This window comes from Nocardioides sp. (assembly GCF_035547795.1).
Lineage (GTDB): Bacteria > Actinomycetota > Actinomycetes > Propionibacteriales > Nocardioidaceae > Nocardioides.
The window spans coordinates 1-12,132 of sequence record NZ_DASZUF010000195.1 but is presented as its reverse complement, the minus strand read 5'-3'; the positions used below and the strand labels follow the sequence as shown (position 1 = coordinate 12,132).

The 12,132-nt window shown below is 71.7% G+C and carries 13 protein-coding genes; 8 read left to right on the top strand and 5 right to left on the bottom strand.

Going from position 1 to position 12,132, the window contains the following annotated elements:
- Positions 1-406 precede the first annotated feature (406 nt).
- The 3 genes from lexA to VHA72_RS14540 are packed head-to-tail and all read left to right on the top strand — an operon-like array spanning position 407 to position 3,555.
- Positions 407-1,147, top strand: a complete 741-nt coding sequence (gene lexA / locus VHA72_RS14550) for a transcriptional repressor LexA (RefSeq protein ID WP_325576450.1) — start codon at positions 407-409, stop codon at positions 1,145-1,147.
- A gap of 40 nt (positions 1,148-1,187) precedes the next feature.
- Complete coding sequence (locus tag VHA72_RS14545) at positions 1,188-1,973, top strand: phosphatase PAP2 family protein (RefSeq protein WP_325576448.1); 786 nt, start codon at positions 1,188-1,190, stop codon at positions 1,971-1,973.
- Positions 1,974-2,013: 40 nt separating this feature from the next.
- The gene (locus tag VHA72_RS14540; RefSeq protein ID WP_325576446.1) at positions 2,014-3,555 is read left to right on the top strand and encodes an MXAN_6640 family putative metalloprotease; all 1,542 of its coding nucleotides are present in this window, start codon (positions 2,014-2,016) and stop codon (positions 3,553-3,555) included.
- Positions 3,556-3,562: 7 nt separating this feature from the next.
- On the opposite strand, the gene VHA72_RS14535 is transcribed toward VHA72_RS14540, so the two are convergent.
- On the bottom strand, positions 3,563-5,452 hold the full coding sequence (locus tag VHA72_RS14535) for an ATP-dependent DNA helicase (RefSeq protein WP_325576452.1): 1,890 nt from the start codon (positions 5,450-5,452) through the stop codon (positions 3,563-3,565).
- Between the two features lie 133 nt (positions 5,453-5,585).
- Positions 5,586-6,293, bottom strand: a complete 708-nt coding sequence (locus VHA72_RS14530) for a hypothetical protein (protein WP_325576444.1) — start codon at positions 6,291-6,293, stop codon at positions 5,586-5,588.
- 101 nt (positions 6,294-6,394) lie between these two features.
- Between VHA72_RS14530 and serA the strand changes: the two genes are divergently transcribed.
- From serA to VHA72_RS14515, 3 genes are read left to right on the top strand one after another with little or no spacing between them, the layout of a single operon-like run.
- Entirely contained in the window at positions 6,395-7,594 is a 1,200-nt protein-coding gene (gene serA / locus VHA72_RS14525; protein WP_325576442.1) for a phosphoglycerate dehydrogenase, read from the top strand.
- A gap of 34 nt (positions 7,595-7,628) precedes the next feature.
- Positions 7,629-8,225 (top strand): HD domain-containing protein, encoded by a 597-nt coding sequence (locus VHA72_RS14520; RefSeq protein WP_325576440.1) that lies wholly within the window; start codon positions 7,629-7,631, stop codon positions 8,223-8,225.
- 53 nt (positions 8,226-8,278) lie between these two features.
- Positions 8,279-9,463 (top strand): MFS transporter, encoded by a 1,185-nt coding sequence (locus tag VHA72_RS14515; protein ID WP_325576438.1) that lies wholly within the window; start codon positions 8,279-8,281, stop codon positions 9,461-9,463.
- Here the strand turns inward: VHA72_RS14515 and VHA72_RS14510 are convergent.
- Positions 9,420-9,683, bottom strand: coding sequence for a DUF4031 domain-containing protein (locus VHA72_RS14510; protein WP_325576436.1), 264 nt, complete (start codon positions 9,681-9,683; stop codon positions 9,420-9,422). The genes VHA72_RS14515 and VHA72_RS14510 overlap by 44 nt on opposite strands.
- A gap of 36 nt (positions 9,684-9,719) precedes the next feature.
- Here VHA72_RS14510 and VHA72_RS14505 point away from each other — a divergent pair, with 36 nt between their 5' ends.
- Entirely contained in the window at positions 9,720-10,064 is a 345-nt protein-coding gene (locus VHA72_RS14505) for a DUF8819 family protein (RefSeq protein WP_325576434.1), read from the top strand.
- A gap of 1 nt (position 10,065) precedes the next feature.
- Here the strand turns inward: VHA72_RS14505 and VHA72_RS14500 are convergent, their stop codons facing one another.
- On the bottom strand, positions 10,066-10,785 hold the full coding sequence (locus VHA72_RS14500) for a GntR family transcriptional regulator (protein ID WP_325576432.1): 720 nt from the start codon (positions 10,783-10,785) through the stop codon (positions 10,066-10,068).
- Between the two features lie 90 nt (positions 10,786-10,875).
- Between VHA72_RS14500 and VHA72_RS14495 the strand changes: the two genes are divergently transcribed.
- Entirely contained in the window at positions 10,876-11,490 is a 615-nt protein-coding gene (locus VHA72_RS14495; RefSeq protein WP_325576430.1) for an alpha-ketoglutarate-dependent dioxygenase AlkB, read from the top strand.
- Here the strand turns inward: VHA72_RS14495 and VHA72_RS14490 are convergent.
- Positions 11,487-12,132: SRPBCC family protein (locus VHA72_RS14490; protein ID WP_325576428.1), on the bottom strand; the 646-nt coding region annotated here is incomplete at its 5' end. The genes VHA72_RS14495 and VHA72_RS14490 overlap by 4 nt on opposite strands.

Genomic DNA, 12,132 nt, shown 5'->3' with positions numbered 1-12,132 from the left:
CCCCGGCGCCGGCCGAGACCGCCAGGCCCAGCCCCAGGAGCACCAGCAGGCCGAGCACGAACACCACCACCCGGCCGCGCCGGGTCAGCCGCACGGTCGAGCGCTGCCGGCGCGGGGCCTGCGTCGCGAGCGGACGGTCCATCGTCATGGTGCTCATGTCAGTCTCCTGGGGAAGTCGGGACCTTCGTTCGTGTTCGACCGATGTCTACCGGCGACCTGTGACAGTTCTGGACCGAGCCGATCCGAGGCTGTTTCGGTCACACGTTCGATCGAACACATGAGCGAGATTAGATCAGGTGTTCGAACGACTCAAGGACCGTCACCTCGGCGTGTCGAACAGACATTCGACGACACGCCGTTCGAACAGGTGTTTGGACGGGCCCTCCTACGGCGTTACCGTGAGGCCATGACCTCGAAGCAGGAGCAGCCCGGCACGACCACGTCCAACCTTGCCGAGCTGCCCGACGGCCCACCGGACGCGACCGGGCTGACCCCGCGCCAGCAGCGCATCCTGGGTCACCTGCGCGACTGCATCGAGAAGCGCGGCTACCCGCCGAGCATGCGCGAGATCGGCTCCGCTGTCGGCCTGACCTCCACCAGCAGCGTGGCCCATCAGCTGAAGGTGCTAGAGCAGAAGGGCTTCATCAAGCGCGATCCGCACCGCCCCCGGGCGCTCGAGGTCTTCCTGCCCGAGGTGATCGCGGCGCGTCGGGCGATCAGCAGCGCCGAGGAGACGGCGTACGACGAGACCGGCATCGGCGACTCCGTGCCCGAGGCCCGCTACGTGCCGGTGGTCGGGACCATCGCGGCCGGCACGCCGATCCTGGCCGAGGAGCAGACCGAGGCGGTCTTCCCGCTGCCCAAGGAGCTGGTCGGCGACGGTCAGCTCTTCCTGCTCAAGGTCAGGGGCGACTCGATGATCGAGGCGGCCATCTGCGACGGCGACTACATCGTCATCCAGCAGGCCCAGACCGCCGAGAACGGCGACTTCGTGGCAGCGCTGCTCGACGGCGAGGCCACCGTCAAGGAGTTCCGCCGCAAGGACGGCAAGCTGTGGCTGATCCCGCACAACTCCGCCCTCGAGCCGATCGACGGCACCCATGCCACCATCCTCGGGAAGGTCACCGCGGTCCTGCGCAGCCTGTGAGGTGAGCGGAGACCGGCTCCGATGGGCGTAGGATCAGATGGTGCCAACCGATCGCCGTACCCTCCTGCGGCGACTGTCCGGACTCGGAGCCGGTGTCCGAGAGCTGATCCTGGTCGCAGTCCTCTATGTCGCCTACACCTCCTCGCGCCTGCTGGCCAGCAACGCCCAGGCGCCGGCGGTGCATCGCGCCAAGGTGTTGCTGAAGATCGAGCGCGCGGTCGAGCTGGACTGGGAGCACTCGATCAACGTGTTCTTCGTGCACCACAACACGCTGGCGCTGCTCTCGTGCTACTGGTACTCCACGGCCCACTACATCCTCACCACCGTGGTGCTGGTCTGGCTCTACTTCAAGGGCCGCAAGACCTACCTGCCGGCCCGGCGCGCGCTGGCCACCGCGACCATCCTGGCGCTCGTGCTCTACCTGATGCTGCCCACCGCACCGCCACGGTTCATCGACGGGTACACCGACGTGCTCAGCCTGCACTCCGACCAGGGCTGGTGGGGCGCCGACGCCTCGGCGCCGCGCGGGATGGGCGACCTGACCAACGAGCTGGCGGCTTTCCCGTCGCTGCACTGCGGCTGGTCGCTGTGGTGCGCCCTGATGCTGCACAACAACGCCCGCTCCCGGATCGTCAAGGTGCTGGGCTGGCTGGGAGCGTTCACCACCGCCGTGGTGGTGGTCGGGACCGGCAACCACTGGATGCTCGACGTACTCGTCGGATGGATGGTCGTGATCGGCGGAGTGGTGGCCGTCTCAGCATTCACCCCTACACTGCCTGTGGCCTCCCCTGTGGAGGCGCCACTCGGGAGAGAGCCCGTCAGCTGAGAGCCCGAGAGGTGCAGCGATCCCGACCGTTCGGAGTTCCATGCGCTTCCCCGCCCGCCCCGCCCTGCTCGTCGCCGCCCTCGGCCTGATCCTCGGGGCGACCTGCGCCGCGCCGACGGCGACCGCCGCCGACGCACCACGCCCGCCCTCACCGCGTCCGCTCGCCACCGACGCGTACGGCGACACGCCGGGCGACGGCACCATGCTCGCCCGCGAGCTGGTCCGGCACCCGAACGCCGCGGTCCGTGCCCGTGCGGCCGTCGACGACATCAAGGACCGGCCCAACTACGCCGGCGAGACCCAGCAGGTGATCTGCTCGGCGACGGTGCCGATCTGCGTGCACTACACCACCGACGGCGCGGACGCGCCCGGCCCGATAACGCCGCAGGAGAGCACGCAACAGCTGGTGCTGGACACCCTGACCCACATCTACTCGATGTACCAGGCCGGCGGGTTCCGGATGCCGGAGGCCGACGACACGGCCGGACCGGGCAGCCCCGCCACGCAGGCGAACGGTCAGCCGGTGCCGGTCAACGACATCGACATCTACCTGGCCGACATCGGCGACGCCGGCTACTACGGCTACTGCGTGCCGACCGACTCGGCACCGAAGACACGCCCGGCCGGCGCGCACGACACCTCGGCCTTCTGCGTGCTGGACAACGACTACAGCGCCAGCCAGTTCAGCCGGGGCACGCCGCTGACGAACATGGAGGTCACCGCGGCGCACGAGTTCTTCCACGCCGTCCAGTTCTCCTACGACTCCTGGGAGGACTCCTGGTTCATGGAGGCGACGGCGGTGTGGATGGAGGACGTGGTCTTCAACGCCATCAACGACAACACCCAGTACCTGCCCTACGGCCCGCTCGGCAAGCCGGCCCAGTCGCTGGACAAGCCCACCGAGTTCGGCGTGTACGGCGCCTGGATCTTCTTCCGCTGGCTCACCGAGCATCGACCGCAGACGACCGGCCAGATCCCCAACCTGATCCTGAGCATGTGGCAGCGCGCCGACTCCTCGGGCGGCACCGCCTCGGACCACTACTCGCTGCAGGCGGTGAAGTGGGCGCTGAAGAAGGACGGGCTGCCGATGACCTCGGCGTTCGCCAAGTTCGCCGCCGCCAACCGCGACCCGCGGCACGACTACCGCGAGGGCAAGGCCAACCGCTACCCGAAGGCCAAGCCGACCCGGAAGGCGACGCTGTCGAAATCGCGCAAGCACACCGCGGCGGCGTTCCGGGTCAACCACCTGGCCGCGGCGACCGAGCGGTTCAAGCCCCGCGGCCTGCCCCGCAAGGCCAAGCTGCGCATCAGCGTCAACATGGCCGACAAGAAGCTGGGGTCCGGCGCGATGGTCACCGTCTTCGGCAAGGGCGGCACCACGGTGAAGAAGATCAAGCTCGGCAAGCGCGGCAACGGCTCGGTGACGGTGCCGTTCGGCTCGGGCAAGGTCAAGCGGGTCGAGGTCACGCTGGCCAACGGCAGCACCCGGATGAAGTGCTGGACCGGCCACGGCTACTCCTGCGACGGTACGCCGAAGGACAACGGCGTGGCCGAGCAGCTGAGCGCCACCGTCAAGCGCTGACGGCCAGCTAGCCGGCCGCCTTCGCCGCCGCCGTCGCCTCCGCCAGGCGCCGCAGCGCCTGGCGGGCGATGGCCGGGTCGGTGGTCGGCCACATCGGCGGCAGGCTGGCCCTGAGGAAGCCGCTGTAGCGGGCCGTGGCCAGCCGCGGGTCCAGGATCGCGACCACGCCGCGGTCGGCGGTGGTCCGGATCAGCCGGCCGGCGCCCTGCGCCAGCAGCAGCGCGGCATGGGTGGCGGCGACCTGCATGAAGCCGTTGCCGCCCGCCTTGTCGGCCGCCTGCTGCCGCGCGCTCATGAGCGGGTCGTCGGGCCTCGGGAACGGGATCCGGTCGATGAGCACCAGCTGGCAGGTGTCGCCGGGCACGTCGAGGCCCTGCCACAGGCTGAGCGTGCCGAACAGCACCGTGTGCGGATCGCCCACGAACTGCGCGGCCAGCTCCGGCAGCTGCGCCTCGCCCTGGGCCAGGGTGGTCAGGTGCGGCAGTCGCTGCCGGACCGCCTCGGCCGCCGCCTCGGCGGCCCGCCTGCTGGAGAACAACCCCAGCGCGCGACCCTCCGCGGCGTCGACCAGGTCGACGATCTCGTCGACCACCTGGGGCGCCATCCCGTCGCGGCCTGGAGTCGGCAGATGTCGGGCGACGTAGAGGATGCCCTGCCGGCCGTAGTCGAACGGACTGCCCACGTCCAGGCCGCGCCAGGGCAGCTCGTCGTCGTCCTTGCGCAGCCCGAGCGAACCGGCCACGACGCCGAAGTCGCCGCCGAGCTTGAGCGTGGCGCTGGCGAAGACCACCGTCTTCTCGCTCAGCAGCCGCTCGCGCATCTGCGCCCACACCTGGAGCGGCGCGATGCACAGTCGGGGCTGCCGAGAAATCGAGCCCTGCCGTTCGGTGCCCTCGGCGAGCCACAGGACGTCCGACTCCTTGTTGTCGGCCATCCGCTCGGCGATCTGGAAGACTTCCTGCACGCTGCCGCGCGCCTGCTGGAGGCCGGGGTCCGGTGTGTCGTCCCCGCTCTGCTTGGGGTAGGCCGACAGGCACGCCCGCGCCGCGTCCCGGACCAGCACCAGCGCGTCGGCGACGTCGACGGGCGTGGTCTCGAAGCGGCCCGCCTGGGCGTCGATCATCGCGACCCGCAGCGCGTCCGCGGCATCGGCCAGGTCGTCGGCCTCGGTGCCCTCGACGATCCGCTGGGAACGGCGCGCCGCCCGCTCGACGTCGGCGGCGGTGAGCTCGTCGGTGGCCGCCTGGGTGACCCGCGCGACCAGCTCGTGCGCCTCGTCGATCACCACCGCGTCGTACTCCGGGATCATCGGCACGCCCTCGATCGCGTCGATCGCGAGCAGGCTGTGGTTGGTGACAACCAGGTGACTGCGCTGCGCCTTCTCCTTGGCCCGCTCGGCGAAGCACTCCTCCCCGAACGGGCACTTGGCGGCGCCGAGGCAGTCGCGATGGGTCACCGAGACCTGGCGCCACTCCCGGTCGGTGTGCCGTGGTGCGCCGTCGCGCTCGCCGGTGGCGCCGTCCTGGGCCTGCTGCTCGGCCCACCTGCGCAGCTCGAGCACCTTGGTGGCCATCTCCCCCATCGGCACGTCGATCTGCAGCGCCCCCTGGTCGTCGGGGACGCCCTCGCGGATGCGGTGCAGGCAGGCGTAGTTGGACCGGCCCTTGAGAACGGCGTAGCTGGTGTCGATCCGCTTGTCCTCGAGCGCCTCGACCAGTCGCGGGATGTCTCGCTCGACCAACTGGTGCTGCAGCGCCAGCGTCGCGGTCGCGACCACCACCCGCTTGTCGTGCAGCAGCGCCGGCACCAGGTAGGCCAGCGACTTGCCGGTGCCGGTGCCGGCCTGGACGAGCAGGTGCTCGGGCTTGGCCAGCGCCTCAGCGACCGCCTCGGCCATCTGCACCTGGCCCTCGCGGTGGCTTCCCCCGAGCGCGGCGACGGCCCGCGCCAGCACGCTGGCGACAGGCGTCTGCTCGGAGGTCTCGGTGGGCACCGGAGCACCATAGCCGGGCCCGGTGACAACGCCGGACTCAGCGCGGGTGCGCGGCCACCAGCTCGGCGAGGTCCGCGTCGACGTCGAGGACGTCGACCTCGAAGCCGAGTCCGGCCCGGCCGCCGTCGGCCCGGAGCGCGACGACGACCCCGGTCCCGACGTCCAGCGCCACGTCGTAGCCGCTCGGATAGTCCGTGGAGTACGGCGAGCCGTCCTCGCCGTACTCCAGCTCGTCGGAGACCGGCGACCACAGCAGCGGGCAGCAGCTGCACCGCGGGTCGTAGCCGTCGACCGCCCGAGCCCGCGCCCACCATGTCTCCCGACCCGCTCGCACCTCGGCCCGCAGGTCGGCGAGTTCGACCCCGGCCGTCAGCTCCACCGGGTCGAGCATCGCCACCCACTCGTAGTTCTGGTGCATCGGGTCGTCGTAGTCGACCCGGCCCTCCGGGCGTGCCGCGACCAGACCGTCGGATCGGTACGTCGGCGTCAGGCTGCCACCCCAGGGCAGCACCTCGGTCCGGGCGGACCCGCCGCCGTCGGTAGAGGCGGTAAGGATGGCGACGGTACGAGCACCGGCGCGCTGGACGTACTCACCACGATCAGTCCGGACCAGCATCCAGTCCGGCCGACGGATCCACGCCTCCACGTCGGACCCGTCGGCATGACGCCGGCGCAGGTGCAGCGTCGACCAGCGCCACGGGCTGCTGCGCGCCAGGGCACGGAAGGAGTCGTCGGTCGGGACCACGACCCCACCATGCCCCGGCTTGGCCGCCGACGCGAGCCGTTTTCCGTCCACCCTGTGACGCGCTCGGGGCCGAACGTGACCCCTCGCCGTACCCTGGTGTCGTGAAGGTGCTGCTCCTGGAGAACATCCATCCGGTCGCCGTCGAGACCCTCGAGAAGGCAGGCTACGAGGTCGAGCTGCGCTCGTCCAGCATGTCCGAGGACGACCTGGTCGCGGCCCTCCCGGGCGTGGGCATGCTGGGCATCCGCTCCAACACCCACATCACGCCCCGGGTGCTCGACGCCGCCACCGACCTGGAGGCGATCGGCTGCTTCTGCATCGGCACCAACCAGGTCGACCTGGTCTACGCACAGCAGAAGGGCGTGGCGGTGTTCAACGCGCCCTACTCCAACACCCGCAGCGTCGTCGAACTGGTCATCGCCGAGATCATCAGCCTGGCCCGCCGGCTGCCGGAGAAGACCGAGAAGATGCACGCCGGCGTCTGGGACAAGTCGGCCAAGGGCAGCCACGAGGTGCGCGGCCGCACGCTGGGCATCGTCGGCTACGGCAACATCGGCACCCAGCTCTCGAACCTCGCCGAGGCGCTGGGCCTCAACGTCATCTTCTACGACGTCGCCGACAAGCTCCGGCACGGCAACGCCCGCCGGATGCCCTCCCTGGACGCCCTGCTGGCCGAGGCCGACGTCGTCTCGCTGCACGTCGACGGCCGGCCGGGCAACGCCGGCATCTTCGGCGACGAGCAGTTCAAGAAGATGAAGCCGCGCTCGCTGTTCATCAACGCCGCCCGCGGCATGGTCGTCGACACCGAGGCGCTGCGCGAGCACATCCTCTCGGGCCACATCGCCGGCGCCGCGCTCGACGTCTTCCCGATCGAGCCGAAGGCCCAGGGCGACCCGTTCGAGTCGCCGCTGCGCGGCCTGGACAACGTCATCCTCACCCCGCACGTCGGCGGCTCCACCCAGGAGGCGCAGGAGGAGATCGGCTACTTCGTCGCCGGCAAGCTGCGCGCCTTCCAGCAGGAGGGCTCGACCGCGCTCTCGGTCGACCTGCCGGCCGTGCAGCCGCCGCCGCTGACCTCCGGCTCGCGGGTCGCCTACCTGCACGTCAACGTCCCCGGCGTGCTGGCCGAGGTCAACAACGTGCTCGCCGCGGAGGGCGCCAACGTCACCGGGCAGTACCTGGCCACCCAGGGCGAGAAGGGGTACGTCGTCACCGACGTCGCCGAGCCGATCTCCGAGGCGGCGCTGGCCAAGCTGCAGGCGTCGCCGCACACGATCTGGCTGCGCTCCTACACCGCCTGAGCGCGCACAGACGCATCCCGTAGTCTCTCGCGGCATGGAGTTGCCTCAACATTGGCCGCTGCCTCAGGCAGCCCCTCTGCGTGACGAGCTGGCGGCGGCGTACGCCGACCCGAGCCGCCGCTACCACGACACCCGGCACCTGACCGAGGTGCTGGTCCGGCTCGATGAGCTCGCCGCCGCCGGCACCCCGTTCGACACCACGCCGGTGCAGCTCGCGGCGTGGTTCCACGACGCGGTGTACGACGGCGAGCGGGACGCCGAGGAGCGCTCGGCGGCCTGGGCCGAGGACGCCCTCGCCGAGCTGTGCCCGACCGAGCTGGCCGCCGAGGTCGCCCGGCTGGTCCGGCTCACCGAGACGCACACCCCTGCGGAGGACGACCGCAACGGCTGCGCGCTCTCCGACGCCGACCTCGCCATCCTGGCGGCGCCAGCCGCACGCTACGACGAGTACGCCGCGGCGGTCCGGGTGGAGTACTCCCACATCGCCGACGACGAGTTCCGGCTCGGCCGCGCGGAGGTGCTGCGCGGGCTCCTGGCCAAGCCGACGCTGTTCCACACCGACTACGCCCGCGAGCACTGGGAGCGGCCCGCCCGCGCGAACATGGAGCGGGAGCTCGCCGGACTCGGCTGAGGCTCGGATAACGATTGGATCACTCGGGATCGGCGATGGGATCCTGAGTCCTCGTGACCCTGTCGACGTACGCCGCGCTGCTCCGGCACCCCCAGGTGCGCCGGATCCTGGTGCTGGGCTTCCTGCTGCGGGTCCCGCTGTGGGCGGCCAACGTCGCGATCACCCTGCACGTGGTCACCCACCTGCACCGCTCCTACGCCGAGGCGGGTGTGGTCTCCATGGTCGGCGCGATCGCGCTCGCGGTCAGTGGGCCGTGGCGCGGCCGGCTGCTCGACCGGGTCGGGCTGCGCCGCGCGATCGCGCCCTCGCTGGTGGTCAACCTGGTGGCATGGGGCATCGCGCCCTGGGTGGGCTACTGGCCGATGCTGGCCTTCGTCGGGATCGCCGACCTGTTCGCGGTACCGAGCTTCTCGGTGGTCCGCCAGGTCCTGATCAGCGCCGTCGGCGACACCGAGCGCACCGCGGCGCTGTCGATCGACTCGGTCGCCACCGAGGTGTCGTTCATGGTGGGCCCGGTCCTGGGCGTGCTGGCCGCGACCTACCTGCCGACGCCGATCGCGCTGGTGCTGTGCCAGGTGTGCGGCTTCCTGGGCGGCCTGGCGCTGTGGCTGGCGAACCCGCCGCTGCGGACGCACGACGACGCGGGCGAGACCGGGCCGCGGCCGGCGCGGCGTACCTGGGTCTCGGCGCGGGTGCTGATGATCCTGCTGGTCTGCGCGACCGCCACCGTCATCCTCACCAGCGAGGACCTGGGCTCGGTGGCGGCGATGCGCTCGATGCACCACACCTCCTCGCTCGGTTGGGTGCTGGCGGTGTGGGGCGCCGGCTCGGCGGTCGGCGGGCTGGTCTACGGCGGGCTGCACCGGCATCCGCCGGCGCCGCTGCTGCTGGTGCTGCTCGGCGCCTCCACGGCCCTGGTGGCGGTCGCGCCCGACCGGCTGTGGTTCACCGTGCTGCTCTTCGTCAGCGGGCTGTTCTGCGCGCCCACGATCACCGCCACGGTCGACGACCTCTCCCGCGCGGTGCCGGCGCGGGTGCGCGGGGAGGCGATGGGGTGGCACGGCTCGGCGCTGACCCTGGGCAGCGCCCTCGGCGCCCCGCTGATCGGGCGCGCCATCGACGGCGGCGGCTGGGCGCACGGCTTCGCCTACGGTGGTCTCGCCGGGCTGGCCATGGCGCTGGCCGCGATGGCCGTCAGCCTCCGGCCCGCTTCCGCCGGCGCAGCCCAGCCGCAGTGAGCCGGGCGACCAGCTCGCGACTGGTCACCGCCGTCGCGCCGGCCGCCAGGACCGCGGCGTAGCGCTCGGAGGGCACGTCGTAGTGGTCCCGGTCGAACCCGCGCGCCGGGATGCCGAGGTCGCGAGCGAACGCGTGCAGCTCGTCGTACGATGCGTCGCTGGCCAGGTGCGACCACAGCCGGCCGTAGCGGGGCACCAGGGGCGGGTCGATCAGGATCACCGGACCAGTTTGACCGGTGAGGCAGCATGGTGCGTGATGGACCACGCGACACTGCTCTCCGCCCGCGCCCGTGTCCTGGCCGACCTGGAGGCGCGCCACCTGGCCACCCCGGCCGCCGTCTCGGCCCTGGAGGACGCGATGTCCGAGCGCGGCTGGTGGGCCGAGCAGTGGCCCGCCGGCATCGAGTACGTCGCCGGCCTGGTGGCCCAGGACGTCCAGGACGCGCTGTTCGAGACGGTCGGCCGCTGGCCGCTGTGCCTCAGCTGCGGCGACGGGGCGCCGCAACACTCGCTGTTCATCCAACCGGACCTGGGTGGTCCCGACCCGGTGTGGGTGTGCGAGGAGACCGGCGACGTGGTCGCGCCGCTGGGCGGGCTGTAGCTCAGTCGCCGACGCCGAGCTGCAGCCGCAGCGTGAACCGATCGGCGCGATAGGCGGACCGGGAGACCTCCAGCACCTTCTCGTCGGAGAACGCCCGACGCTGCTGACGCAGCACCGGGCTGCCCGGCTCGACCTCCAGGTGGCCGGCCTCCTCGGCGGTGACGATGTCGGCGGTGACGGCGTCCTCGGCCCAGGTGGGGCGCAGCCCGCGACTGGTCAGCTCGGCGTACAGCGAGGTCGGCATGCCGCCCTGCAGGAAGCCGGGCAGCAGCACCTCGTTGAGGTAGGCGTCCTCGATGCACATCGGCATGCCGTCCGCGCGCCGCAGCCGCTTCCAGTGGACGACCGCGTCACCCTCGCTGATGCACAGCGCCCGGGCCACGCCGGGGCCGGCCTGCTCGCGTCGGGCCAGCAGCGTGACCGACTCGGCGAGCAAACCGCGCCGGGTCATCTCCTCGGTGAAGCTGCTGACCGCGCTGGAGGTACGGCGCGGGCGGGCCACGAACGTGCCCCGGCCCGGAATCCGCTCCAGCAGCCCCTCCACGACGAGCGCGTCCATCGCCTGTCGGACGGTCATCCGAGCGACGCCGAACAGATGCACCAGCTCGCGCTCGGAGGGTGCCGGCGAGCCGGGCACGCCACCATCGACCAGGGCACGCACATACTCACGCACCTGCACGTGCTTGAGGCCACGCCGTTCGGTGGCCAGAACTTCCCCCATGGCTCACACGTTAAAGCCAGACGACACGCCGCGTCCCACGAATCCACTACTTCGAACATCTGTTCGATCACTCCGGCTAGGCTGACCTCCATGGACTTCCAGACGATGCTCTTCGAGGCGACGGCGGAGGCCGGGCCGGAGTGCAACGGCATCAGCCGGACCGTCCTGGCCCGCGGCGCCTGGGTCGACGTACGACGAGCGTGGCTGCCGGCCGCCGACGACGTCTTCGCCACCCTGCTGCACGCGGTGCCGTGGCGGGCCGAGCGACGGCAGATGTACGACCGGATGGTCGACGTGCCGCGGCTGGTGCACACCTACCTGGTCGACGACCCGCTCCCCCATCCGGTGCTCACCCGGGCCCGGGAGGCGCTGAGCGCCCACTACCTGCCCGAGCTGGGCGAGCCGTTCCGGACCGCTGGATGCTGCTACTACCGCGACGGTCACGACTCGGTGGCCTGGCACGGCGACCGCATCGGGCGCGGCCGCAGCCAGGACACCATGGTGGCCATCGTCTCGCTCGGCGACCCGCGCCGGCTGGCGCTGCGGCCGCGCGGCGGCGGGGAGTCGCTCTCCTTCGAGCTCGGCCACGGTGACCTGCTGGTGATGGGCGGCAGCTGTCAGCGCACCTGGGAGCACGCGGTGCCGAAGGTGGCCGGCGCCGGGCCGCGGATCTCGGTGCAGTTCCGGCCGATCAACGTCTTCTAGCGCGACCGGCGCAGCCGGCGTACGACGAGGAGCGCACCGACGGCAGCCGCCACCACCGCGACCGCCTGCCGCCAGTAACTGCGGGCCAGCACCGGCAGCACCGTCGTCCCGAGGTCGATCGCGTCGTCCCCGCCGCCCGGCGGCGGGGACGACGCCGGCCGGGCGGCCTCCGGCTCCTCCACCGGGGCGCTCGCTGCGCCGGCATCCGGGTCCCCCGCCGGAGCCTGGGTCGCGGCGGCGCCGGTGGGCGCCGAGGCCGGCCCGGCGTCCTGGTCGCCCGCGGAGCGCTGCTCCAGGCAGGCCACGAACTGGGCGAGCAGCTTGTCGGACACGTCCTGGAGCACACCCCTGCCGAACTGGGCGGGCTTGCCGGTGATCGACAGGTCGGTGTCCACCTGCACATCGGTGCCACCGTCACCGGCGCTCATCGCCACGGTGACGGTGGCGCCGGCGGTGCCGTTGCCGCGCTTGTCCCTGCCCTTCGCCTCCACCACGAACGTGTGTGCGTCGGGGTCCTTCGACGTGAAGGACCCCGAGCCGGCGTAGACCAGCGCGATCGGGCCGAGCTTGACCTTGACGGTGCCCTCGAAGGAGTCGCCCTCGACCGAGGTGACCTGGGCGCCGGGGAAGCACCGCGTCAGG

Bases quoted from the DNA above. Each gene is read 5' to 3' on its own strand.
- VHA72_RS14500 (WP_325576432.1), bottom strand. From the start codon at position 10,785: ATGGGGGAAGTTCTGGCCACCGAACGGCGTGGCCTCAAGCACGTGCAG.
- VHA72_RS14505 (WP_325576434.1), top strand. From the start codon at position 9,720: ATGGACCACGCGACACTGCTCTCCGCCCGCGCCCGTGTCCTGGCCGAC.
- VHA72_RS14520 (WP_325576440.1), top strand. From the start codon at position 7,629: ATGGAGTTGCCTCAACATTGGCCGCTGCCTCAGGCAGCCCCTCTGCGT.
- VHA72_RS14535 (WP_325576452.1), bottom strand. From the start codon at position 5,452: ATGGCCGAGGCGGTCGCTGAGGCGCTGGCCAAGCCCGAGCACCTGCTC.
- VHA72_RS14540 (WP_325576446.1), top strand. From the start codon at position 2,014: ATGCGCTTCCCCGCCCGCCCCGCCCTGCTCGTCGCCGCCCTCGGCCTG.
- lexA (WP_325576450.1), top strand. From the start codon at position 407: ATGACCTCGAAGCAGGAGCAGCCCGGCACGACCACGTCCAACCTTGCC.
- VHA72_RS14495 (WP_325576430.1), top strand. From the start codon at position 10,876: ATGGACTTCCAGACGATGCTCTTCGAGGCGACGGCGGAGGCCGGGCCG.